Below are 23,882 nucleotides of genomic sequence, written 5' to 3'. Positions count from 1 at the left end.
AGGGGCGGGGGCACTGGAGGGCGGTTGGGTTTTGGGGTTACGCTCGGCGGGACGGTTTCTCTGACTGAGTCAGAGATGTCTCCACGGCGAGGGGATCGGGTCGGTCATGACAGGGCAGACAGTCCAGACAGTCCAGGAGTTCCGTGCCTTCAACCGCTTCTACACGAACGTCATCGGCGCCCTCGACTACGGACGCCACCTCTACGCCCCCTACAACCTCACCGAGTCCCGCGTCCTGTACGAACTCGCGCACGCGCCCCGCACGGACGCGGCCGATCTGCGGGCCGCGCTCTCGCTGGACTCGGGCTATCTGAGCCGGATCCTCAACCGGTTCGAGCAGGACGGGCTGGTGGAGCGGGTGCCGTCCGAGGAGGACTCGCGGCGGCGCCGTGTCGTCCTCACCGAGCGCGGCCGGGAAGCCGCCGGTCTGCTCGACGAGCGGGCCCAGGACAGCACCGGCACGCTGTTGGAGAGCGTCGCGCCCGCCGACCGGGCGCGGCTCTCCGAGGCCATGCGGACCATCCGCCACCTCCTCGGCGAACAGCGAGGCGAACAGCCACCGGAGGCCCAGGAGGTCCTGCTGCGCGAGCCGGAGCCCGGCGACCTCGGGTGGATCGTGCAGCGCAACGCCGCGCTCTACACGGCCGAGTACGGCTTCGACGCCGACTACGAAGGGCTCGTCGCCCGGATCGTCGCCGACTTCGCCCAGAACCACGATCCGCGCCGGGAGCGGGTGTGGATCGCCGAGCTGGCCGGGCGGGCGGTCGGCTGCGTGATGTGCGTACGGGACGAGGCGCCCGGCACCGCCCGGCTGCGGCTGCTGCTCGTCGAGCCGGACGCGCGCGGCCACGGCATCGGGGACCGGCTGGTCGGCGCGGTCGTCGCGTTCGCCCGCGAGGCCGGCTACGACGACATCGTCCTGTGGACCAACGACATCCTGTCCACCGCTCGGCACATCTACCGCCGCCACGGCTTCACGCTCACCGCCGAACGCCCCCACCACTCCTTCGGCAAGGACCTGGTGGGCCAGGACTGGCGACTGGATCTACGGCGAGTAGGGTCCGAGGCATGAAGCTCGCCTTCTCCACCCTCGGAGTTCCAGGACTGTCCGTACCGGAGGTACTGGCGCTCGCGTCCGCGCACGGCTACCACGGCGTCGAACTGCGCGCCCATCCTGAGGAACCGGTCCATCCCGGCATCGGCCCGGACGAGCGGGCGGCCGTGGCCGCCGCGTTCCGGGCCGCCGGGGTGGAGGTGCTCGGGATCGCCGGGTACGCGCGGGTCGCGGCTCCCGGAGACGACGCTGCGGTCGTCGAGGAGGTCAGGACGCTGATCGACCTCGCCGCGGACCTGGGGGCGCCGTACGTCCGCGTCTTCCCGGGCGGGGCCGACGGACAGTCTGCCGCCGACGCCGACGCCGTGGCGGCGCGCCGACTGGGCACGGCCGCCGAACACGCCGCCGACCGTGGCGTACGCATCCTGCTGGAGACCCACGACTCCCACCGCACCGGAGCGGACGCGATGCGCGTGCTCGGGCTGGTCGGGCATCGGCAGGTCGGTGCGCTGTGGGACGTCATGCACACCTGGCTGGGCGGCGAGCAGCCGCTGGAGACCTACGCCGCGCTCTCGCCGTATCTCGGGTACGTGCAGGTCAAGGACATCGCCTCGGCCGAGGACACCACTCCGCTGGCGCTCGGCGCCGGGGTGCTGCCGCTCGCCGAGTGCGTGGAGGTGCTGACGCGGCACGGCTGGGACGGCTGGCTGTGCTGGGAGTACGAGAAGCGGTGGTACGAGGCCGCCCAGCCGTTGCCGGAGCTGCTGGACGACGGGCGCAAGCACCTCGGACGACTGCTCAACGACTCCGCGTGAGCACCGCAGGCCGCATCTGAACCACCGCGACCTGAACTACCGCACCCTGAACTTCGCCTCCCCGTCCGCGCACCACTCCAGCACTGAGGGCCAGGGGCCGTACCCAGCGTCCAGGTCGAGGTGGGCTGCGCCGGGGAGGAGTTCGGCGGTGAGGCCCAGCGGGTCGCCGTAGACCGTCTGGATGCCTTCCGGGCAGTACGGGTCGTCGTCGCCGGCGACGAGCCGGGTGGGGGTGGGGAGTTCGAGGGCGTCGAGCGGCGGGGGCACGAACTCCGCGATTTCGGGGTAGCCGGCGAGCACCGGGCCGGACGGCGGAGCCACCAGCAGGACGCGGTCCACGTCGCCGACCCCCGGTGTCTCCCGCGCGACGGCGTGCAGCCAGAGGACAACGGAGAGGCTGTGGGCGACCACCACACGGTCGTCGGCGTCCGGCAACTCCCTTAGACGCCGCTCCAGTTCGCCCAGCCACTCCGGCAGGACGGGGTCGTCCGGGTCGGGCAGCTGCGGGTAGACGACATCGTGGCCGAGCTCGGTGAGGCGGTCGGCGAGCCAGTGCTGCCAGTGGTCCTCGGGGCGGTGGTTCTGCCAGCCGTGGAGGATGAGGAAGGAACGTGTGGTCATGACCCCGCTGCTTTCAGTTCTTGCAGTTCTTGCAGTTCTTACGGTGCTTGCGGTGCTTGCAGTGCTTTGGACGCCACCCGTTCCTCCAGCCGTGCCCGGCGCTCGGGCCATTCGTCCGCCGTGATCGAGAAGATCGCGGAGTCGCGGAGGCGGCCGTCCTCGCCCGGGGCCCAGGAGTGGGACCAGTTGCGCAGGACGCCCTCGAAGCGCGCGCCGACGCTCTCTATGGCCGCCCGGGAGCGGGCGTTGCGGGCGTCCGTCTTGAGGTCGACGCGGGAGACGCCCCACGTGTCGAAGGCGTGCCGGAACAGCAGGAGCTTGGCGTTCGTGTTCACACCCGTGCCCTGGGCGGAGGCGGCCAGCCAGGTGAAGCCGATCTCGACGGCGTCGAGACGGTCGTCGGAGAGCCAGCGGCGCGGCTCGCAGTAGCCCGTGGCGCCGACCACGCGGCCGGAGGCGAGGGAGATCTGCGCGTAGGGCATGATCCGCCCGGCCGCCGCCGCGGTCAGCTTGTCGTCGACGTAGCGGACGATCCCGTCTGCCGTGGGGACCTGGGTGTAGCCGTACGTCTCCCGGTTCTCCGCCGCCGCCACCGCCAGTCCGGCCGCGTGCCGCCGCTCCAGCGGCTCCAGGCGGACCAGCGTGCCCTCGAGGACCGGCCCCCGCAGTGTGAACGTCACCCGATCAAGTCCTTCCGCAACTCCGCGAACGCCTCGTGGAAACCGGGGAAAGTCTTACGGACACAGCCGGGGTCGTCGAACGAGATTCCGGGGACGCGCAGACCGGTCACCGCGAAGGACATGACGATGCGGTGGTCGCCGTAGGTCTTGATGTCGGCGCCCGTGGGAGAGCCGCCCGTGGGAGAGCCGCCCGTGGCGGGGCGGATCTCGATCCAGTCGTCGCCCGTGGCCACCTCCACGCCCAGCCGCCGCAGGTTCTCCGCGCAGGCCTCCAGCCGGTCGCACTCCTTGACGCGCGTGTTCGCCACGTCCTCGATGCGTACGGGTCCGGAGGCGAACGGGGCGATCGCGGCGAGGGTGGGCATGGTGTCGGAGATGTCCCGCATGTTGACGGTGACGCCGTTGAGTTCGCCGGTCCCCGCCACGGTCGTACGGTCGGCGCCGACGTCCACCCGGGCGCCCATCCGCCGCAGGACGTCCACGAAGCCCAGGTCGCCCTGGAGCGCGCCCGCGCCGAGGCCCGGCACGGTCACCTCGCCGCCGGTCACCGCGGCCGCCGCGAAGAAGTAGCTCGCGGTCGACGCGTCGGGCTCGATCGCGTAGGTCGTGGCCCGGTAGCCGCCCGGCGGGACGACGTACGTGTTCCCCTCGCGGCCCACCTCCGCCCCGAACGCCCGCATCATCGCGATCGTGATCTCGACGTACGGGACCGAGACCAGGTCGGTGACCGTGATGCGCAGGCCGGTGCGGGTGAGCGGGCCGAGCAGGAGGAGGGCGGTCAGGTACTGGGAGGACTGGCCGGCGTCCAGCACCACCTCGCCGCCCTCGACTCCGGCCGCCCGCACGGTCAGCGGGTGGTGGCCCTCCGCCGCCTCGTGCCGCAGGTCCACGCCCAGGTCGCGCAGGGCGCGGGTGAGCGGGAGGAGGGGGCGGCGGCGCATCTGCGGGGAGGCGTCGAAGCGGTAGGTGCCGTGGCCGGCGGCGGCGAGGGTCGGCAGGAAGCGGGCCGTGGTCGCGCCGTCCCGGCAGTAGACGTCGGCCTCGGCGAGCGCCGGCCCCTGCGGGCGGCCGTCGACCTGCCAGGCGCCCGGGGTCCGTCCGACGCGGTAGCCGAGCCGCGTCAGGCCCTCGGCGAACCCCTCGGTGTCGTCGGACCGCAGGGGGCGCTGGAGGGTGGTGACGCCGTCGGCGGCCGCGGCCAGGAACAGGGCGCGGGCGGTGATGGACTTGGAACCGGGGATGTCGACGAGGGCCATGCCCCTCATGATCCCGCGCCGGTACGCCCCGCTGCCGGTACGTCCACGGGATGGACGACGGTCGGGGCGGTGTCCCGTGGGTGAACAGACGAGGGAACGGCCGGGGGAACAGCCCTCTTCGCCGGCGCCAGTGCCGTCAGTGCGACCCCGCCCACCAGCAGCGCGGCCGCGCACCAGCGCAGGCCGCTCACCGACTCGTCGAGGAACAGCGCGGCGGACGTCATGCCGAAGACGGGGACGAGGAGGGAGAAGGGGGCCACCGTGGACGCCGGGTGGCGGTGCAGCAGCAGGCCCCAGGCGCCGAAGCCGAAGACCGTGGTGACCCAGGCGACGTAGACGACCGTTCCGACGCCCTGCCAGTCGAGCCCGCGCAGTGCGGCCAGGTCCCTGGACGGGCCCTCCATGAGGAGGGAGAGGGTGAGCAGCGGCAGCACCGGGACCGTGCTCACCCAGACCATGAAGTTCAGGGAGTCCGGCGGGGACGCCTTGCGGGTCAGGACGTTGGACACGCCCCAGCAGGCCGCGGCCGCGATGACGAGCGCGAACGCGCCGAGCGGGCCCGAGGCGCCCTCGTCGACGGCCGCCACCGCGATGCCGGCGAGGGCCACGGCCATGCCCAGCACCCGGACCCGGGTGGGGCGTTCGCCGAGTACGGCGAAGGCGATGACGGCGGTGAAGACCGACTGTATCTGCAGGACCAGGGAGGACAGTCCGGCCGGCATGCCCGCGTCCATGCCGACGAACAGCAGCCCGAACTTGGCGACGCCCAGCACCAGGCCCACCGCCACGATCCACTTCCAGGCCACCTTCGGGCGGCCCACGAAGAACACCGCGGGCAGCGCCGCCGTGAGGAAGCGCAGCGCCGAGAAGAGCAGCGGCGGGAAGTGGTCGAGGCCGATCTCGACGACGGTGAAGTTCACGCCCCAGACGGCGGCGACGAGAACGGCGAGAAGGACGTGGGCGGGTCGCATACGTCGAGGATCACTGGTGCGGACCGTGAAGCACCAGCGATGATTACTGCACGGTTGGATGAAGCGACACTACCGATTGGACCTGCGGTGCTTGATCTCCAACGCCTCCGCGCCCTGCACGCCGTCTCCGTCCACGGCACGGTCGGCGCCGCGGCCGCCGCCCTCGGCTACACCCCGTCGGCGGTCTCCCAGCAGATCGCCAAGCTGGAACGGGAGACCCGGACGGTGCTGCTGGAGCGGGAGGGGCGCGGTATCCGGCTCACTGACGAGGCGCTCCAACTCGCCGACACGGCAAAGGAGTTGCTGGCGATCGTCGAGCGTGCGGAGATGGAGCTGGAGGAGCGGCGCGGGGTGCCGGCCGGGCGGCTGACCCTGGTGGCGTTCCCCTCGGCGGCCCGCGGCCTGCTGCCGTCCGTCCTCGCCGAACTGGCCCGCGCGCACCCCGCCCTCGACGCCCGGCTCAGCGAGGTCGACCCGCATCTGTCGGTGAACCTGGTCGCGAAGGGCGCGGTGGACCTCGCCGTCGCCCACGACTGGGACATCGCCCCGCTGCCTGCCCCGGCGGGCGTCGAGCAGGCGGTGATCGGGGACGACCTGTGCGACCTGCTGGTCCCCGAGGGCCACCCCTTCGCGGGGCGTACGGCGGTACGGCGGGAGGAGCTGGGCGGTGAGCGCTGGATCTGCCAGCCGCCCGGCCGGGTCTGCAACGACTGGCTGATGCGCACCCTGCGCGCGGCCGGGCACGAGCCGGACGTCGTCCACACCGCCGAGGAGAACCCCACCCTCGTCGCCCTGGTCGCCGCCGGCCTCGGCGTCGCCCTCATCCCCCGGCTCGGGCGCGGCCCGCTGCCGCCCGGGGTGGTGGAGGTGCCGCTCGACCCGATTCCCGTACGGCGGCTGTACGCGTTGTGGCGCACGGGCGCGGCGCGGCGGCCGGCGATCGCGGAGACGGTGCGGGTGCTGCGCGAGCAGTGGCCGCGGGTGTCGGCCCACTGAGTCCCGGAAGTCCGCTCATGTCTCGCCCGTACCGACTTCCGGAAATCCGGGCGTGAGCGGGAACCCTGTCCGAGGCCCGCTCGTCCCACTCGCAGGCTGTCGGATGAGTCACCTCGGTGCGGTGTCGGCCCTCGCCACTGGCTGCGATCGCTGACCCACCCTCTCCGCCGCACCGCGAACCGGCAGTCGAGCCGTCATCGGCGCGCCCCCCTCCAATGCGCCGATGGCGGCGCCGCTCCAGGTAGCGTGCGCCACCGGACCCCCACCCGGACCCCCACCCGGACCCCCCTCCCGGCCTTCGGCCTCCGGTAAGGAGCGCACATGCCCTCCCGACGCACCGTCCTCGCCGCCACCGCAGGCGTCACCGCCGCGTTCACCGCCGCGTTCACCGTGGGCGCGGCGGCGTCCGCGAGCGACCGTGACCCGAGCGCCCTCCTCGCCGGGATGACGCTGGAGGAGAAGGTCGGCCAGGTCTTCGTCTCACGGGTGTACGGCCACTCGGCTACCGCCCCCGACCAGGCCGACGTCGACGCCAACCGCACCGAACTGGGCGTACGCACGGCCGCCGAGCTGCTGGCCCGCTACCGGCTCGGCGGGATCATCTACTTCACGTGGGCGCACAACATCCGTGACCCGCGGCAGCTCGCGGAGCTCTCCGACGGCATCCAGCGGGCCTCGCTCGGGCAGCCGCGCGGTCTGCCGGTGCTGATCTCCACCGACCAGGAGCACGGCGCCGTCTGCCGGGTGGGCAGGCCCGCCACCCTCTTCCCGGGCGCGATGGCGATCGGGGCCGGCGGCTCGCGCGCCGACGCCCGCACGCTCGGGCGGCTCTCGGGCCGCGAGCTGCGGGCGATGGGCATCCGGCAGGACTACTCCCCCGTCGCCGACGTCAACGTCAACCCGGCCAACCCGGTCATCGGCGTGCGTTCCTTCGGCGCCGACCCGGACGCGGTGGCCGCGCTGGTCGCGGCGGAGATCGAGGGCTACCGGTCGGCGGGGGTGGCGGCGACCGCCAAGCACTTCCCCGGGCACGGGGACACGGCCGTCGACAGCCACACCGGCTTCCCCGTCATCACGCATACGCGCAAGGTGTGGGAGACGCTGGACGCGGTGCCCTTCCGGGCGGCGATCGCGGCCGGCGTCGACTCCCTCATGACCGCCCACATCCTGGTCCCCTCCCTCGACGCCTCCGGCGACCCCGCCACCCTGTCCCGTCCCATCGTCACCGGCCTCCTGCGCGAGAAGCTCGGTTACGACGGGGTCGTGGTCACCGACGCGCTCGACATGGCGGGCGTGCGCACGAAGTACGGCGACGACCGGGTGCCCGTGCTCGCCCTCAAGGCGGGCGTCGACCAGCTCCTCAACCCGCCCAGGCTGGACGTGGCCTTCAACGCCGTCCTGAAGGCCGTCCAGGACGGGGAGCTCACCGAGCAGCGGCTCGACGAGTCGGTCCTGCGGATCCTGCGGCTGAAGGCCCGGCTGGGGCTCTTCGACGAGCCGTACGTCGACCCGGCCGAGGTCGGACGGACGGTCGGCACGCGGGCGCACCTCGCCGCGGCCGACGCGATGGCGGAGCGGACGACGACACTGCTGGCCAACGAGGGGCAGGTGCTGCCCCTGTCCCCCCGCACCCACCCCCGTGTCCTGGTGGTCGGCGCCGACCCGGCCTCCCCCACCGGCACCACGGGCCCGCCCACCGGCGTTCTGGCCGCCGCCCTCACCGAGCTGGGCTTCACAGCGACGGCCCTGTCCACGGGCACGGCCCCGCCGCCCGAGACGATCGCCCAGGCGGTCACGGCGGCGGGTACGGCCGACGCCGTGGTGGTGACGACGTACAACGTGACGGCGGACGGCGGGCAGCGCACGCTGGTGGAACAACTGGCGAAGCACCTGGCGCCGACCGGCCGTCCGCTGGTGGCGGTGTCGATCCGCAACCCGTACGACGCGGCCCGACTGCCGCTGGTGAAAGCCCACTTGGCGGCCTACTCCTGGACCGACGTCGAACTGCGGGCCGCCGCCCGGGTGATCGCCGGGACGGTCGCACCGCGCGGGAAACTGCCGGTGCCCGTGCGCCGGGCGGACGATCCGACGCAGGTGCTCTACCCGATCGGCCACGGCCTGACGTACTAGGCGTACTAGGCGTACTGGACCTACGGCGAGCGCCGGGCGTGCGCCCCGCACCACGCGCAAAGCACCCCACGCGGCTGGCGTGCGCCCGGCGGCGCGGGTCACGCTGGTCAGGCCCTGTTCGTCGGGGCGGGTGGGGGATGCCGATGCGCGGGAGCCGGTCCGTGGGGGTGGCGTGCTGGGCGCTGGCCGCCGCCCTGCTCCTGACGGCATGTCAACTGCTGTCCTCGGATGACGGATCCGACGGCAGCGCGCCTACGACAGCACGAACGCCTCCCTCCTCCCTGGCCCCCGTCTCCGGCTTCGGGCCGCTCTTCCTCGCCGTCGGCGAGTGCAGTTCCTTCGGGACGACCAGCTTCACCGAGGTGCCGTGCGGCGGGGAACGGGCGGCGGCGCGGGTCGTCGCCCGGCACGACGGGACGGCCGCCGAGGGCCCGCCCTGCCCGCCGACCACCGACTTCGTCCTCCACATCGGCGAACAGCCCGCCGAGACCGGCGCCGGCACCATCCCGCAGGGCTACGCCTGCATGCGCACCCTCCAGCCGCCCCACCCCGGCGACGCGGGCGCCGGCGGCGGCCCCCGCACGATCGTCGGCGACTGCGTCTACGGCGCGGGCCACGGCCGGGTCCGCGAAACGGCCTGCGACGGCTCGGGCACGCGAACCCCCCAGTACAAGGTGACGAAGGCGGTACCGACCCGCGCGAACTGCCCACCGTCCACGGCCCTGTACGTCCAACTCGGCGGCGCCCCGAACCCGGTGGGGTGCGCCCGGCCGGTGTGACATGCGGAGGACGGCGCGTCTGTGGGACGCGGACACCGCCGCCGAACCCTCCGCTCACCGAGGTCACGGCCGAAGCGCCGGCTCCCGTTCCACGTCCCGGACGTCCAGCTTCGCGTCGAACTTCGCGAGGGGCTTGGCCTGGGTCACGGCCGACGGTGCGACGCCTGCCCAGTCCAGGATCCGGGACGTCGCCAGGGACTTCTGGTCCGCGACCAGGCCGGCCACGTTCGCGCCGTGGTTCAGGCCGGGGGCCGTGAAGACGTAGGAGTCCTTCGCGCCCTTGCCCAGGCGGAAGCGTTCCGCGCCCCAGGGGTCGTTCTGGCCGTAGACGAAGAGCATGTGGTGGGCGTTGTGCCGGACCCAGGTGTCGACGTCACGCATCGCCCACGGCTGGAACTTCATCGGGATCGAGCGCGGCACGAAGTTCCGCGGGGGCTGGTAGCCGTAGCGGATGTACTGCTTCTCGATGTGCGGGAAGTGGATGGTGGGGGCGCCCAGTTGGGTGCCCGCCTGGTAGTAGTACGGGGTGTAGGTCTCCAGGCCCTGGTCGGTGTAGGCGGAGAAGCCGGAGATCGTGTCGACCGACGTCCAGATCTCGTCGTCCGTCGCCGTCGCCGCGTTCGCGGGGATCGTGTCGCAGTCGGACAGCAGGCTGTACTGCCAGAAGCCCCAGACGTAGTCCAGGACGACGGCCTCGTAGGCGCGGTCCAGGGTGCCGATCGTGGTGAACGTGTAGCCGTTCTCCGCCGCGTACTTCTTCTCCAGCGGCTCCCGGCGCACCAGCGCCTCGCGCTGCACGCCGTTCAGACGGTCGCGGCACTCCTTGGTGCCGACGCCGGCGAAGAAGCGGTCGTAGGCGGAGTCCTCGTCGTTGACGACGTCGTTGGGGGCCACATAGGCCACCACGCCGTCCATGTCCTTGGGGTAGAAGCGCTCGTAGTACGTCGCCGTCATGCCGCCCTTGGAGCCGCCGGTGGAGATCCAGTTCTTGCTGTAGATCTTCTTCAGCGCCTGGAAGATGCGGTGCTGGTCGCTCGCCGCCTGCCAGATGTCCAGCTTGGACCAGTCGGCCGGGTCGGGGCGGGAGGGGTTGAAGAAGCGGTACTCCATGGAGACCTGGTTGCCGTCCACGATCTGGGTGGGCTCGCGGCGGCCGGGGGTGGTGGAGACGTTGTAGCCGCCGGTGTAGAAGACGGTGGGGCGGCTGACGTCCTTGTGCAGCACCGTGATCCGCTGCTGGAAGGCGCCCTTGGACGGGTGCCGGTGGTCGACCGGCTGGGTGTAGTTCAGGACGAAGTAGCGGTAGCCGGGATACGGCTTCTCCTGGATCAGGCTCATGCCGGGGATCGAGAGAAGCCGGTCCTTGATGTCGGCCGGCTCCGGCTCCGCGGCGGTGGCCGCGCCCGCCGTGCTCAACGTGCCTATGAGCACGGTGAGCGCCAGCAGCCATCTGAGCGCCTTGCGCATGCGCGTGCACCCTCCCTGTGAGACAGATGTGCGTCGCCGGAAACTATCGTCGACAACACCCGTCACACCAGAGGGACTTGGTGGATCAACCTCAGCAGAAACGTCAGCGGAGACGTCAGCAGAGGAGCCAGCCCGAGCTGTATCTGCCGGCGCCCACCGCTCCCGTCACCCGCACACACCGGTGTCCCGCGTAGACGGTCACGGAGGGGGAGGTACGGGTGTGCTTCCAGGACTTGGTGACGGCGACATGGCCGCGTGCCTGCACGCTCACCGACATCGGCCGCACCGTGCCGGGGTGCTTCTGGACGGTGACGGCGCAGACCAGGTTGTTGTTCTTGTAGACCAGCACCGAGCCGGTGGAGAACGACAGGGTGCGCACCTTGTGGCCCGCGCAGGTCGTGGACGGCGCCGCCTGGGCGCTGCCCGGCGCCACGACGGCCAGCAGTACGCCCGCGATCAGCACGGCCAGTCCCACCCCCAGCCGCCGCACTGCCGCACTCCTCGCACCTTTGCCCACGGTCCCCGTCCCCTCCCACGTTCGCCGTACGCGACGGCCGCGTCCCCCCGGCCTCACGCGCGATTGCCGTACAGATGTACGGACGCAGGACGTGTGTCGGATGGTTGCACGGCCGTCACCGGGACGCGCCCACCGGCTCCTCGGGCTCGACCTCGCCGACGAAGGTCCGCCACAGGCGGGCGTAGCGCCCGTCCAGGGCGAGCAGCTCGTCGTGGGTGCCGTCCTCCACGACCTGGCCGTGGTCCATGACCACGACGCGGTCCGCGCGGGCCGCGGTAGTCAGGCGGTGGGCCACCACCAGGGTCGTACGGCGGCCTGCGAGACGGTCCGTGGCCTGGTTGACCTGGGCTTCCGTCGCCAGGTCCAGGGCGGCCGTGGCCTCGTCGAGGAGCAGGACGTCCGGGTCGACGAGTTCCGCGCGGGCCAGCGCGATCAGCTGACGCTGACCGGCGGAGAGGTTGCGGCCGCGCTCGGCGACCTCGTGCAGATAGCCGCCGTCGAGCGTCGCGATCATCTCGTGCGCGCCGACCGCCCGCGCCGCCGCCTCCACCTCGGCGTCGGTGGCCTCGGGCCGGCCGTAGGCGATGGCGTCACGGACGGTGCCGGGGAAGAGATACGCCTCCTGCGGTACGACGCCCAGACGATGGCGGTACGACGTGAGGTCGAGCGAACGCAGATCCGTGCCGTCGACCGTGACCCGGCCGCCGGTGGGGTCGTAGAACCGGGCCACCAGCTTGACGAGGGTCGACTTGCCGGCGCCGGTCTCGCCGACGAACGCGACCGTCTGGCCCGCGGGGATGCTCAACTCGATCCCGGTCAGGGCCTCTTCGGGTTCGCCGGTGGAGCCGTACGCGAAGTGCACGTCCTCGAAGGCGATCTCGCCGCGCAGCGAGAGGACGTCGAGCGGTTCGTCGGCGGACTTCGTGGACGTCGGCTCCTGGAGCAGCTCCTGGATGCGGCCCAGGGAGACGGTCGCCTGCTGGTAGCCGTCGAAGACCTGGGAGAGCTGCTGGACGGGCGCGAAGAACAGATCGATGTACAGCAGATACGCCACCAGGGCGCCGGTCGTCAGCGTCGCCGCCTCGATCCGGCCCGCGCCCGCGATCAGCACCGCCGCCGCCGCGACCGACGACAGCAGCTGCACGAACGGGAAGTAGACCGAGATCAGCCACTGGCCCCTGATACGGGCCCGGCGGTAGCTGTCGCTGCGCTCCGCGAACCGCGCCCCGCCGTCCCGCTCGCGCCGGAAGGCCTGCACGATCCTGAGCCCGGACACCGACTCCTGGAGGTCGGCGTTGACCGACGACACCCGCTCGCGCGCGAGCTCGTACGCCTTCACACTCGCCCGGCGGAAGAAGAAGGTCGCGACGACCAGCGGCGGGAGCGTCGCGAAGACGACCAGCGCGAGCTGTACGTCGATCACCAGCAGGGCGACCATGATGCCGAAGAAGGTGACGACCGAGACGAAGGCGGTGACCAGCCCCGTCTGCAGGAACGTGGACAGGGCGTCGACGTCGGTCGTCATCCGGGTCATGATCCGGCCGGTCAACTCCCGCTCGTAGTAGTCGAGTCCGAGCCGCTGGAGCTGGGCGAAGATCTTCAGGCGGAGGGTGTAGAGAACGCGTTCGCCGGTGCGGCCGGTCATCCGGATCTCGCCGGTCTGCGCGAACCACTGCACCAGCACGGCGAGCAGCGCCAGCAGCGAGGCGGCCCAGACGGCGCCCAGCGCGGCGCGGGTCACGCCCTGGTCGATGCCGTGCCGGATCATCACCGGCAGCAGCAGGCTCATCCCGGCGTCGACGGCGACCAGGCCGAGGCTGACCAGCAGCGGCGCGCCGAAGCCGCGCAGCAGCCTGCGCAGGCCGTACGACTCCTCCGGCTGGACGGCCCGTCCCTCGTCGATGCCGGGGGTGTCGGCGGCCGGGGGCAGCGCCTCCACCTGGGCGAGGAGTTCGGGAGTGGCGGGCATCCCGGACAGGGCGGTGTCCTTCGGCTCGCGGTCGCCGGTCCACAGGCGGGGCGTCACACCGCGCTCGGCGTCGAACTCGGCGTCCAGCTCATCGCGGACGGAGGTGTCCTCGCCGGGCGCGACCGGCTGGGCGTGCCCTGGCGAGACACCGCCGAGGCCGTCGGGGTCGGTGAGCAGGCGGCGGTAGAGCGCGGAGCGTTCCTGGAGCTCCTCGTGGGTGCCGAGGTCGGCGAGGCGTCCCGCGTCGAGGACGGCGATGCGGTCGGCGAGGTTGAGGGTGGAGCGGCGGTGGGCGATGAGGAGGGTCGTGCGGCCCTGCATGACGTGCCTGAGCGCCTCGTGGATCTCGTGCTCGACGGCAGCGTCCACGGCGGAGGTGGCGTCGTCGAGGACCAGCAGACGCGGGTCGGTGAGGATCGCGCGGGCGAGGGCGACGCGCTGGCGCTGGCCGCCGGAGAGGGTGAGGCCGTGCTCGCCGACCGTCGTGTCGTAGCCGTCGGGCAGCTCGGCGATGAACCGGTCGGCCTGGGCGGCGCGGGCGGCGGCCTCGATCTCGTCCTGGGTGGCGTCGGGACGGCCGTAGGCGATGTTGGCGCGGACCGTGTCGGAGAAGAGGAAGGAGTCCTCCGGGACCAGGCCGATCGCGGCCCGCAGGGAGTCCTGGGTGAGCTCGCGGACATCGTGGCCGCCGACGAGGACGGCGCCCCGGGTGACGTCGTAGAAGCGGGGCAGGAGGAGGGAGACCGTCGATTTCCCGGAGCCGGAGGAGCCGACGACGGCGAGGGTCTCGCCGGGGCGGATCTCGAAGGTGAGACCGTCGAGGACCGGGTGGTCGGGGTCATAGCCGAAGGAGACGTCGTCGAACTCGACGGTGGCGGGGGCGTCGGCGGGGAGTTCCTTGGCGCCGTCCGTCATCGACGGCTCGGTGTCGATCAGCTCCAGGACGCGCTCGGTGCCCGCGCGGGCCTGCTGGCCCACCGTGAGGACCATCGCGAGCATCCGCACCGGGCCGACGAGCTGGGCGAGGTAGGTGGAGAACGCGACGAACGTGCCGAGGGTGATGTGCCCGCGCACGGCCAGCCAGCCGCCCAGCGCCAGCATCGCGACCTGGCCGAGCGCGGGGACCGCCTGGAGGGCGGGGGTGTAGGCGGAGTTCAGGCGGATCGTGCGCAGCCGGCCCGCGAAGAGCCGGCGGCCGACCTCGCGCAGTTTGCCCGTCTCCTGGTCCTCCTGCCCGAAGCCCTTCACCACGCGGACGCCGCTGACGGCGCCGTCGACCACGCCCGCGACCGCCGCCGCCTGCGCCTGCGCGTACCAGGTCGCCGGGTGCAGCTTGGTGCGGCTGCGCTTGGCTATGTACGCCAGCGCGGGCGCCACGGCGAGGGCGACCAGGGTCAGCGGCAGCGACAGCCACGCCATGATCACCAGGGAGATCAGGAAGAGGAGCAGGTTCCCGATCGTCATCGGGAGCATGAACAGCAGGCCCTGGATCAGCTGGAGGTCGCTGGTGGCGCGGCCCACGACCTGCCCGGTGGACAGCTCGTCCTGGCGGCGGCCGTCGAGCCGGGTGATCGTCTCGAACATCGCGGTCCGCAGGTCGTGCTGGACGTCGAGGGCGAGCCGGCCGCCGTAGTAGCGGCGGATGTAGGTGAGGACGTAGACGAGGAGCGCGGCGCCGAGGAGGGCTCCCGCCCAGGGGGCCATGTCACGGCTATGATCGCCGATGACGTCGTCGATGATCACCTTGGTGACCAGCGGGACCAGGGCCATGACGGCCATGCCGGCCAGGGAGGAGCCGAGCGCGAGAACGACGTCCGTCGGGTGACGCCATGCGTAGCCTGCCAGGCGGCGTGCCCAGCCTCGCGATGTCTCCCCCTGCTGCGCTGCCACGCGGATGCCTTCCTTCGGACGTCGAACAGACCTGATCTTCCGGAAGGCACCAACGCCGAACGGGGCGGATTTCATCCCGCCGCAACAAAACGGGGGCGTCGGTCAGACACGTACACGCAGGTCGTAGAAGCGGGTCGTCTGGGCAGCGTTCTGGTTGTCGTCGCTGACCAGGAGCACCTTGAGGCGGTTCTTGGCGTGGCCTGTGATCACCATGCCCTCGATGTTGTCCAGCAGCGGGTTCGGCTGGGGCTGCTTGGCGGTCGCTCCCAGTGACGGGCAGGTCACCAGGTCCGTCAGCAGGGTCTTCTTGACCAGGCGTACGCCGTCCTGGCCGGTGAGGTTCCCGACACCGCTCGTGTCCGTCGCGTGGCGCGGGTCGGCCAGGTAGAGGCGGACCGTGTTGCCGACGCCGACGGTGAAGCCGCGCTCCAGGACCAGGAGGCGCCCGTCGGGGGTGGCCTGGACCTCGGGGACGCCGAGGCCGGAGTCCGTGCGGTACGCGTACTGCGCGCCGAGCGCGAAGCGGCCGCCCTTGGTCCGGTTCCAGGTCTGGAAGCGGACGATGCCCGCGCTGTCCCCGGCTATCGCGTACTCCATCGAGGCGAGGAGCGTGCGACCGCCGGGCAGGAGGGTCAGGCCCTCGAAGGTCTGGTTGGACGTGGCGCGGCCGGCGGGCGCGACGAGCAGCGAGGACGGCACCGGGAGACGGTCCAGGATCCGGCCTTCGCGGCTGTAGCGGCGGATCGACGGCTCCGTCTCGGAGGTGATCAGACGGGTGCCGTCCCGGTCGACGACGAGACCCTCACTGTCCAGGGCGGCGCCGTTCTCGTCGGCGAGCGGGACGACCGACTCCGGGGCGAGGGTTCTCGCGTCCAGGCCGAAGAGGGCGGAGCGGTCGGAGAGGGCCGCGAGGGAGCCGATGGGGGTCCCCCCGCTCGAGCGAAGCCGAGAGTGGGGGAGGTCGACGGCGAGCGCGGAGAGGTTGCCGACGAACGTGCCGTCGTAGGTCGTCTTGTCGAGGGCGTCGGAGAAGCGGTCGAGGGAGACGGACGGTGAGCAGGCGTTGGTCGTGGTCGGGTGGGCGCTGGCGGGCCCGGCGGCGGCCACAGTGGTGGCCGCCGCCAGGCCGGCGGCGAGGGCGGCGAGTACGGTTCGCAGGCGCATGGCCGTCACCGTAGAACGGGCCGGTGACGCGGAGGCGGCCGCCGCGTAAAGCGTCGGCCTGGCGAAGGCCGACGGTCGAAGGCGGAGAGCGTCAGCCGCTCGAAGGCACCGCCGGGATCGCCTCCTGGGGCCTGTCCGTCGGCACGTACCGCTGGATGGTCGCACTGTTCGCGACGGTCGTCGGCACCAGGTCCTTGTGGATGGCCTTGGCCACGTTCTGGATGGTGGTGACGCCGTAGCTCATGGTGCTGTTGCCATGGGTGAGCACGGTGATCATGTAGTCGTGGCCGCCGCCGTTGAACGTGCCGACGCTGTGCACGCGCCAACCGTGCGTGGAGCGCTGCAGCCAGCCGTTCTTGACGTGCACCGTCACGGTCGAGGGCGCCCCGGCCGGCGTACCCCAGCGCTGCGAGGAGATGACCTGGTTCATCAACTTGAGGATGTACGCGCGGGAGTTGTCGCTCAGCACGGTGTTCTTGGCGGTGATCAGCTTGAGCAGCTTCTGCTCGTCGGTGACGTTGATCTGGGTCAGGCCCCAGTAGCCGTTCGCGCCCGGCACGGTCCGGGTCATACCGGCGGCGGTGAGGAAGCCCTTGATCTTCGTCATGCCGAGCTGCTTCCACAGGGTCGTGGTCGCGTTGTTGTCCGACTGCGTGATCATGGCCTTGGCGAGCGTGGTCTCCCTGGTGGTCAGGTAGCGGTTGTGCTTCTTGGCGTCCCACAGCAGCGCGGAGAGGACGGTGACCTTGACGACGCTCGCGGAGTCGTAGGCCGAAGTCGCGCGCAGGGTGCACGTGGTGTTGGTGGTGCGGTCGTACAGGCCGACCGCGACGGTGCCCGCGCGGTTCGCCAGCGCCGCGGTGATGTCCTTCTGCAACTTGACGGCCAGGCCCGCCCGTGCGGAGGTACAGCTGACCGTCGGGGCGGCGGCGGCCGCGGCGGGTGCAGCGGCGGCCACGCCGGTTATGAGGACGCCGGCGGTGAGCCCGGCGCCGAGCAGTCTTCTGCTTCTGGTGGTCCGGTGAGTCATGCCTCGTTGACACGCACAGGTGAACGAAGGTTGTACTCACGTTCTGGAGAGTCCGTTTGTAACAGCACAGAGCCGCGGACATGACTGAGCCTCAATCGTCGCCGTCGGTCTCGTCGCGTACACCGGGATCGTCGTACTCGGGTGAGGGAAGGCGGGCTCCCCTGCTCTCCGCGATGCGGTGGACATCCCGCAGCGCCTCGGCCATGCGGGCGGCCAGGAAATGCAACTGCGCGGACGTGGCCTTGCGATCGGCGAGCATGTCGGCGGCGTGGTCGAGGAGTTCGCACGCCATGCCGAGCTGTACGGCCTCGACCGTGTCGGCAAGCCGGGAGAGACGCCCGATCCCGTCACCGACGAGATAACACGGCTTGCCCTCCGGACCGACCCATGGCAACAGCCGCAACACTCCGTCCTGACTCCCAATCACGCGGTCACCTCCACACCGTGGATGACACGCGGGCCGATGTCGTGACGCTCGTGGGCGACGAGGTAGGGGCGGACGATCGCGTTGTAATCGCCGCGCAGGGGCGGCGGGCCGAGTGGCATGTCGTCAACTCCGTTGGGTTCGTTGATGGCCACACCCCCGGACCGGTCGCTCGGTCTCGGGGGTCTCGCGTTCTGTAGCGATCCACTCACAGAGTGAGACGGTCCGGTCTAGGCTCGCCAGGGGGTCGGGTGTGACCAGTCATTCGTCACAAAGGAGTACCCATGACCAGCACGTACGGTGACTGGCTGAAGCAGCAACGGGAGGCAGCGCGGCTGACTCAGCAGCAGCTGGCCGACATGACGGTGATGACGCGTTCGCACATCGCCCACATCGAGGCGGGGCGACGGTTGCCGTCGAAGGAGGACGCGCGGAGGCTGGACAAGGCGCTGAACACGGGCAATGTGCTGAGCAGCTTCCTGCCGCAGGAGGAGGTGGCGGTCGCCGACTACTTCGAGGCGGTGCGTCAGCTCGAACAACAGGCGGTAGAGATCAGGGAGTTCGCCTTGGCGTACTTCCCGGGCATTCTCCAGACGAAAAGGTACGCGCATGCGGTTCTCGGCGCGGCGTTCCCTCCGGTGAACGAGGAGGAGTGTGACAGACGCCTTGTCACACGTCTCGAACGCGCGAAGATCCTCGAAAGCCCACTCACGCCCCGAGTCTGGGTGCTGCTGGATGAGGGGACGCTACGGCGTCCCGTGTGCAGCGAGGACGTGATGGCGGAGCAGATCATGCACCTCGTCCACCTCACCGAAACTGGACGTATCCGCGTGCATGTGCTGCCGTTCGGTCTGGGGCATCATCCGCTGATGGGCAGCATGCTCACGCTGATGTGGTTCGAGGACCAGCCACCACTGGCCTACGCCGAGGGGCATGGGTTCGGAAAACTGCATGATTCCCCGTCCATGGTCCGCGAGTTGCAGAGTCGCTACGATCTCGCCCTGAGCGACGCCCTCCCTCTCAGGGAGTCGGTCACCCTACTCAGGGCCACTGCGAAGGACTACGGACACCATGACTGACCGAACCATCCGCAACGCTGCCGCGCTGAGCGGCTGGCGGAAGTCCACGTACAGCAGCCCCAACGCCGACAGCTGCCTCGAAGTCCTCGACGACCACCCCTGCGGCGTCCCCGTCCGCGATTCCAAGACCCCGCACGGCCCCGCCCTGGCCTTCTCGGCGTCCGGTTGGGCGGCGTTCGTCGACGCGGTCAAGCGGGGCGGCCTCCGCTCCTAGCCCACGTACTCGTCGTGGCGGCGCAGCCAGTGGGTGGCCTCGCCCTCCTCGTGGCGGCCCATCGGGGTGCGGTCGAGGAGGCCGTAGTAGGCCATGGCGGGCTCGAGGCCTCGGGCGGTGGTGACGTACGTCCGGTAGACGGTGCCCTCCGAGAGCGCGTAGGCGCTGAGACCGGGACCTTCGGTGACGTACTGGAGGACGTCCGTGCCGCACGCCTGCGCCATCTGACTCACCGTCGGGGGGATCCCGCCCTCGAGGAAGGGCTTCAACTCGTCCTCGGAGTACGTGAAGCCGAGGTCGCGGTGGAAGTCGCCGCCGCCCGCGGAGACCCAGTCGAAGCTCCAGCCCATCCGCTCCCGGTAGGCGAGGAGCTTGTCGACCGGCGCCCGTGAGGAGCAGATCAGGGTCACGTCGCGGGCCTTGAGGTGGACCGCGTTGGGGTCGAGGGTGTCCGCGATCGAGGAGCAGACCGGGCATCCGGCCTCGTACGGCGGGCCGAACATGAAGTGGTAGACGAGCAGCTGCGAGCGCCCGTCGAAGAGGTCCCCGAGGGACTTGGTCCCGCCCTCGGTCTCGAAGGTGTAGTCCTTGTCGACCGGTACCCAGGGAAGCTCCCTCCGCTTGCGCGCGAGCTCGTCGCCCCGCCGGGTGAGTTCCTTCTCCTCGGCGAGCAGCTCCTGCCGGGCTGCCTCGAACTTCTCCGGTGTGCCGACCCTGTGCTCGGGCATCGCCTTGCCTCCTGTACGGGAGCGGGTACAGGCCCTTTTTCCAGGCTAGTCCCGATACGCCGAGGTCTCTCGTCGGGCGCGGGGTACAGGTCTCTTTGCGGATCCCTTTTGCGTTTCCACAGCTGAGGGCCAGCTACGGCACAGCGCGCACCCACCCCCGCTCTGCACGATGCCCGAGTGACATCAGCCACCGATCCGCATCCCCACACGACCGTCTCCCCCGACCGGCCCCCGCCGACGGCGGCCCCCGCGGCGCCCCCGCCGGACAAGGCGCCGCGCTGGTCGCTCCCCGCGCTGATCGCGATCATGCTGCTGGCCGGCGTGCTCTACTCCTGGAACCTGTCCGGTTCGAGCCTCAACAGCTTCTACAGCGCCGCCGTCTACAGCGGTACGAAGAGCTGGGAGGCGTGGTTCTTCGGCTCGTTGGACGCCGGGAACTTCATCACCGTCGACAAGCCGCCGTTCGCGCTCATGATCATGGGCCTGTCCTGCCGGATCTTCGGCTTCGGCACCTGGCAGATGATGGCGCCGGAGGTCGCGGCGGCGCTGGGCACGATCTGGATCCTGCACGCGTCCGTGAAGCGGGTGTTCGGGCATGCGGCGGCCGCCGTCGCGGCGCTCGTGCTCGCGCTGACCCCGATCACCGTTGCCATCAACCGCGACAACAACCCGGACACCGTCCTGGTGCTGCTGATGGTCGCGGGCGCGGCCCTCGCGCTGCGCGCCACGCGTGACGAGAGGCTGCTGCCGCTCATCGGCTCCGCCGTGTGCTTCGGGCTCGCCTTCAACACCAAGATGCTCCAGGGCTACATCGCCCTGCCCGCCGTCTTCGCCGTCTACGTGTACGCGTCGAGGCTGGGGTGGCGGAAGAAGGCCGTCAACCTGCTGCTCGCGGCCGCGGCACTGGCCGTCTCCAGCTTCTGGTGGGCGACGGCCGTGTCCCTGGTGCCCGCCGACGACCGCCCCTACATCGGCGGTTCGACCGACGGCAGCGCCTGGGACCTGATCATGGGCTACAACGGCCTGGGCCGCGTCCTCGGCGGCGAGGGCAACGGCGGAGGCGGCGGGGGCGGCGGAGGCGGCACCTTCGCCGGGACCGCGGGCATCGGCCGGATGTTCAACGACATCCTCGGCGGCCAGATCTCCTGGCTGATCCCCTTCGCGGGCATCGCGCTCGTCGCCGGCCTGGTCCTGTGCGGGCGCGCCCCGCGCACGGACGTCACCCGCGCCGCGCTGGTCCTGTGGGGCGGCTGGCTGGTGCTGCACTACCTGACCTTCGCCATGGCCGAGGGCACCATGCACCCGTACTACACGACCGCGCTCGCCCCCGGCATCGCGGCGCTCGCCGGTGGTGGCGGCGTCATGCTGTGGCGCGCCTTCCGCGGCGGCGACGCCCGCTGGTCGTGGGTGCTGCCCGCGGGACTGGCCGTCACGGCCATCTGGGCGATCGTGCTGCTGCGCCGGGCCACCGGCTGGAACACCTGGCTGTGGCCGGCCGTCGGGGTGGTGATGGTCCTCGCGATCGTGGGGCTGTTCGTCCTGCGGTCCGCGAGCTCCGGCACCAGGGTCCGGCTGCTCGGCGTGTCCGTCGCCGCGGCGATCGTGGCGGCCCTCGCGGGTCCGACGGCGTACGCCGCCTCGCCGGCCTTCGGCTCCTCCGCGGGCATGATGGGCGGCACCAACCCCACCGCCGGCCCCTCCACCGGAGGCGGCATGGGCGGACCCGGCGGAGGCGGCGGCCGGGGCGGCATGGGCGGCGACGGCAACGGCGGTCCCGGCGGACAGCTGCCCGGCGGCACGCAGCAGGGCGGTACGCAGCAGGGCGGCCAGGCCAACGGCGAGTTCCCCGGCGGGGGTGGCGACGGGCAGATGCCCCCGGGCGGCGGCAACGGCGAACTCCCGCAGGGCGACGGCCAGGTCGACGGCCAGAACGGTCAACAGGGCGGCGCGAACGGGGAGTTCCCCGCCCGAGGCGGAAGCGGAGCCGGAGGCGGTATGGGCGGTGGCGGCGGTATGGGCGGCGCCGACAGCGGGCTCGTCTCGTACCTGGAGAAGCACCAGGACGGTGCCGAGTGGCTGATCGCGGTCTCCAACTCGCAGAGCGCGGGCCAGCTGATCCTCAGCACCGGCAAGCCCGTCATCTCGATGTTCGGCTTCACCGGCTCCGACAACGCGATGACTCTGGCCAAGCTGAAGGAACTGGTGAAGAAGGGCGAACTGCACTACATCCAGCTCGGCAGCGGCGGCGGCCCCGGCGGCGGCAACAACAGCCTCCTCTCCGAGATCACCACCTGGGTGCAGAAGAACGGGACGGCGGTGAAGGAGAGCGAGTACAGCTCGACTTCGACCTCCAAGGCCGGTTCCGAGGCCGGTTCCGAGGCCGGTTCCGAGGCCGACACATCCTCCACCTCCTCCAGCACCTCGAACACCTCCAACACCTCAACCGTCTACCGGCTGGACGCCTCCGACGTGAGCTGACGCGCACAGCCCCCAACGGCCCCCGACTTTCCTGTCGGGGGCCGTTTCGGCATGTCAACTCGCGTAGACAAAGGGCGGTTTGCCGGTTCCCGTCATCTGATGGACATGTCAGATTCATTGCCATGACCGCATGTGCATGTCACTCTCCCGATTGCCGCCTCCTGTCAACCCGCGTAGATCGGACACCCCACATGCTGGCGACACGCATACGCCGATGGAAGTCGGTGGCGCTTGCCACCACTGCCGTCCTGGTCGGCCTCTCCGCGCCCGCGCTCACGGCGACCCCCGCCGCCGCGACCACCACGGCGTACGACTCGACGTACTACAAGAACGCGGTCGGCAAGACGGGTACGAGCCTGAAGTCGTCCCTGCACACGATCATCAGCGCCAATGTCTCGAAGATCTCGTACTCCGCCGTCTGGAACGCGCTGAAGGTCACCGACCAGGACCCGAACAACAGCAGCAACGTGATCCTGCTGTACAGCGGCGTCTCGCGCAGCAAGTCCCTCAACGGCGGCGACGTCGGCGACTGGAACCGCGAGCACGTGTGGGCCAAGTCCCACGGCGACTTCGGCGAGGTGACCGGTCCCGGCACCGACCTGCACCACCTGCGGCCCGCGGACGTGACGGTCAACAGCGTCCGCGGCAACAAGGACTTCGACAACGGCGGCAGCACGGTCTCGGGCGGCGGCGGCAGCCTCACCGACTCCGACTCCTTCGAGCCGCGCGACGCCGACAAGGGCGACGTGGCCCGCATGATCCTCTACATGGCGGTCCGCTACGACGGCGGCGACGGCTTCGCCGACCTTGAGCCCAACGAGAAGGTCAACAACGGCAGCGCCCCGTACATCGGCAAGCTCTCCGTGCTCAAGCAGTGGAACGACGAGGACCCGCCGAGCGCCTTCGAGGAGAAGCGCAACCAGGTCATCTACGACACCTACCAGCACAACCGCAACCCGTTCATCGACCACCCCGAGTGGGTCGACGCGATCTGGTAGGACACGGCACGGCCGTCACCACAACCGTCACCACAGGCACAAAGCACAGGGCCCTCCCGGAATTTCCCGGAAGGGCCCTGCGTCGTTTCGGCTCAGCGCCGTTTCGGCTCAGCGTCGTTTCGGCTCAGCGCCGGGCGAGGCCCAGCCGGGCCGCGTCCTCGTGCCTGCGGCACATCTCCTCGACCCGGGCCTCGACGTAGGCGACCGCCTCGTCGAGGTCCAGCCCCTCGGCCCGCTCCCGGTAGGGGACATGCACCCCGGCCGGCCACTCGCCCATGTCCCGCTCCAGGTCGAGCCGGACGAACGCCTCCACCGTGATCCCCGCCCCGGTGAAGGCGAGGATCACGGCGAGCCGGTACTCGTGGGGCTCCTGGTCCCGGGTCAGGTCCAGCCACGTGATGCCGTGATGGAGGGTCACCTGCGGCACCCCGTCCACGACATCGAGCAGGACCTGTGGGAGGAGCTCCGTCTCGTCGTCCGTGCGGTCGCCGCTGAAGTCGAACGACAGGAACGTCCCGAGCATGAACTCGGCGAGCTGTTTCTGGAAACGGTCCAGCGACAGCAGGAAACCGGCGAACTGCTCCTCGGCAGTGGGCACTTGGAAGCTCCTGGGTTCATGAAC

The 23,882-nt window shown here is 71.1% G+C and carries 22 protein-coding genes; 9 read left to right on the top strand and 13 right to left on the bottom strand.

The window, feature by feature from the left end:
* The first annotated feature begins 106 nt into the window (after positions 1 to 106).
* Both ACZ5SK_RS20975 and ACZ5SK_RS20970 read left to right on the top strand, forming a co-directional pair.
* Entirely contained in the window at positions 107 to 1,072 is a 966-nt protein-coding gene (locus ACZ5SK_RS20975) for a bifunctional helix-turn-helix transcriptional regulator/GNAT family N-acetyltransferase (protein WP_361700734.1), read from the top strand.
* The gene (locus ACZ5SK_RS20970; RefSeq protein WP_334579705.1) at positions 1,069 to 1,869 is read left to right on the top strand and encodes a sugar phosphate isomerase/epimerase family protein; all 801 of its coding nucleotides are present in this window, start codon (positions 1,069 to 1,071) and stop codon (positions 1,867 to 1,869) included. Before ACZ5SK_RS20975 ends, ACZ5SK_RS20970 begins: the two co-directional genes overlap by 4 nt.
* A 36-nt stretch (positions 1,870 to 1,905) precedes the next feature.
* On the opposite strand, the gene ACZ5SK_RS20965 is transcribed toward ACZ5SK_RS20970, so the two are convergent.
* From ACZ5SK_RS20965 to ACZ5SK_RS20950, 4 genes are read right to left on the bottom strand one after another with little or no spacing between them, the layout of a single operon-like run.
* The gene (locus ACZ5SK_RS20965) at positions 1,906 to 2,490 is read right to left on the bottom strand and encodes an RBBP9/YdeN family alpha/beta hydrolase (RefSeq protein ID WP_334579704.1); all 585 of its coding nucleotides are present in this window, start codon (positions 2,488 to 2,490) and stop codon (positions 1,906 to 1,908) included.
* 38 nt (positions 2,491 to 2,528) lie between these two features.
* Complete coding sequence (locus tag ACZ5SK_RS20960) at positions 2,529 to 3,170, bottom strand: GNAT family N-acetyltransferase (RefSeq protein ID WP_468576422.1); 642 nt, start codon at positions 3,168 to 3,170, stop codon at positions 2,529 to 2,531.
* Entirely contained in the window at positions 3,167 to 4,426 is a 1,260-nt protein-coding gene (aroA, locus tag ACZ5SK_RS20955; RefSeq protein ID WP_361700740.1) for a 3-phosphoshikimate 1-carboxyvinyltransferase, read from the bottom strand. Before aroA ends, ACZ5SK_RS20960 begins: the two co-directional genes overlap by 4 nt.
* A gap of 5 nt (positions 4,427 to 4,431) precedes the next feature.
* The gene (locus tag ACZ5SK_RS20950) at positions 4,432 to 5,397 is read right to left on the bottom strand and encodes an EamA family transporter (protein ID WP_334579701.1); all 966 of its coding nucleotides are present in this window, start codon (positions 5,395 to 5,397) and stop codon (positions 4,432 to 4,434) included.
* 87 nt (positions 5,398 to 5,484) lie between these two features.
* On the opposite strand from ACZ5SK_RS20950, the gene ACZ5SK_RS20945 reads away from it, so the two are divergent.
* The 3 genes from ACZ5SK_RS20945 to ACZ5SK_RS20935 all read left to right on the top strand — a co-directional run bounded on the left by ACZ5SK_RS20945 (position 5,485) and on the right by ACZ5SK_RS20935 (position 9,302).
* The gene (locus ACZ5SK_RS20945; protein ID WP_334579700.1) at positions 5,485 to 6,393 is read left to right on the top strand and encodes a LysR family transcriptional regulator; all 909 of its coding nucleotides are present in this window, start codon (positions 5,485 to 5,487) and stop codon (positions 6,391 to 6,393) included.
* Positions 6,394 to 6,714: 321 nt separating this feature from the next.
* Positions 6,715 to 8,523: a glycoside hydrolase family 3 protein gene (locus ACZ5SK_RS20940; RefSeq protein WP_334579698.1), complete on the top strand. Its 1,809-nt coding sequence runs from the start codon at positions 6,715 to 6,717 to the stop codon at positions 8,521 to 8,523.
* 143 nt (positions 8,524 to 8,666) lie between these two features.
* A complete protein-coding gene (locus tag ACZ5SK_RS20935) occupies positions 8,667 to 9,302 on the top strand; it encodes a hypothetical protein (protein WP_334579697.1) in 636 nt (211 codons plus the stop codon).
* Positions 9,303 to 9,365: 63 nt separating this feature from the next.
* On the opposite strand, the gene ACZ5SK_RS20930 is transcribed toward ACZ5SK_RS20935, so the two are convergent.
* The 7 genes from ACZ5SK_RS20930 to ACZ5SK_RS20900 form a co-directional block, all read right to left on the bottom strand.
* On the bottom strand, positions 9,366 to 10,769 hold the full coding sequence (locus ACZ5SK_RS20930; protein WP_468576420.1) for a S28 family serine protease: 1,404 nt from the start codon (positions 10,767 to 10,769) through the stop codon (positions 9,366 to 9,368).
* Between the two features lie 115 nt (positions 10,770 to 10,884).
* Positions 10,885 to 11,250, bottom strand: a complete 366-nt coding sequence (locus ACZ5SK_RS20925; protein WP_334581340.1) for a hypothetical protein — start codon at positions 11,248 to 11,250, stop codon at positions 10,885 to 10,887.
* Positions 11,251 to 11,401: 151 nt separating this feature from the next.
* Positions 11,402 to 15,145: an ABC transporter ATP-binding protein gene (locus ACZ5SK_RS20920; RefSeq protein ID WP_468157507.1), complete on the bottom strand. Its 3,744-nt coding sequence runs from the start codon at positions 15,143 to 15,145 to the stop codon at positions 11,402 to 11,404.
* 102 nt (positions 15,146 to 15,247) lie between these two features.
* Positions 15,248 to 16,309 (bottom strand): esterase-like activity of phytase family protein, encoded by a 1,062-nt coding sequence (locus ACZ5SK_RS20915; RefSeq protein WP_468576418.1) that lies wholly within the window; start codon positions 16,307 to 16,309, stop codon positions 15,248 to 15,250.
* A 91-nt stretch (positions 16,310 to 16,400) separates the two neighbouring features.
* Positions 16,401 to 17,339 (bottom strand): serine hydrolase, encoded by a 939-nt coding sequence (locus ACZ5SK_RS20910; RefSeq protein ID WP_468576417.1) that lies wholly within the window; start codon positions 17,337 to 17,339, stop codon positions 16,401 to 16,403.
* A 91-nt stretch (positions 17,340 to 17,430) separates the two neighbouring features.
* Positions 17,431 to 17,766: a hypothetical protein gene (locus tag ACZ5SK_RS20905; RefSeq protein ID WP_334579690.1), complete on the bottom strand. Its 336-nt coding sequence runs from the start codon at positions 17,764 to 17,766 to the stop codon at positions 17,431 to 17,433.
* Positions 17,763 to 17,885 carry a hypothetical protein gene (locus ACZ5SK_RS20900; RefSeq protein WP_457494541.1) on the bottom strand — a complete coding sequence of 41 codons (123 nt, stop codon included), beginning with the start codon at positions 17,883 to 17,885 and terminating at the stop codon, positions 17,763 to 17,765. The genes ACZ5SK_RS20905 and ACZ5SK_RS20900 overlap by 4 nt, the downstream gene beginning before the upstream one ends.
* A 162-nt stretch (positions 17,886 to 18,047) precedes the next feature.
* Here ACZ5SK_RS20900 and ACZ5SK_RS20895 point away from each other — a divergent pair, with 162 nt between their 5' ends.
* Positions 18,048 to 18,842, top strand: coding sequence for a helix-turn-helix domain-containing protein (locus tag ACZ5SK_RS20895; RefSeq protein WP_334579687.1), 795 nt, complete (start codon positions 18,048 to 18,050; stop codon positions 18,840 to 18,842).
* Positions 18,835 to 19,056, top strand: a complete 222-nt coding sequence (locus ACZ5SK_RS20890; protein WP_334579686.1) for a DUF397 domain-containing protein — start codon at positions 18,835 to 18,837, stop codon at positions 19,054 to 19,056. The genes ACZ5SK_RS20895 and ACZ5SK_RS20890 overlap by 8 nt, the downstream gene beginning before the upstream one ends.
* Here the strand turns inward: ACZ5SK_RS20890 and ACZ5SK_RS20885 are convergent.
* Positions 19,053 to 19,784, bottom strand: coding sequence for a DUF899 domain-containing protein (locus ACZ5SK_RS20885; RefSeq protein WP_468157504.1), 732 nt, complete (start codon positions 19,782 to 19,784; stop codon positions 19,053 to 19,055). The genes ACZ5SK_RS20890 and ACZ5SK_RS20885 overlap by 4 nt on opposite strands.
* Before the next feature lie 177 nt (positions 19,785 to 19,961).
* On the opposite strand from ACZ5SK_RS20885, the gene ACZ5SK_RS20880 reads away from it, so the two are divergent.
* A complete protein-coding gene (locus tag ACZ5SK_RS20880; protein WP_361700761.1) occupies positions 19,962 to 22,262 on the top strand; it encodes an ArnT family glycosyltransferase in 2,301 nt (766 codons plus the stop codon).
* 191 nt (positions 22,263 to 22,453) lie between these two features.
* Entirely contained in the window at positions 22,454 to 23,260 is an 807-nt protein-coding gene (locus ACZ5SK_RS20875) for an endonuclease I family protein (RefSeq protein ID WP_334579683.1), read from the top strand.
* A 124-nt stretch (positions 23,261 to 23,384) separates the two neighbouring features.
* On the opposite strand, the gene ACZ5SK_RS20870 is transcribed toward ACZ5SK_RS20875, so the two are convergent.
* Complete coding sequence (locus tag ACZ5SK_RS20870) at positions 23,385 to 23,858, bottom strand: hypothetical protein (protein WP_334579682.1); 474 nt, start codon at positions 23,856 to 23,858, stop codon at positions 23,385 to 23,387.
* Positions 23,859 to 23,882: the final 24 nt, after the last annotated feature.

Source organism: Streptomyces sp. NPDC031474, from assembly GCF_055581185.1.
This window is presented reverse-complemented; position numbering and strand designations above follow the sequence as displayed.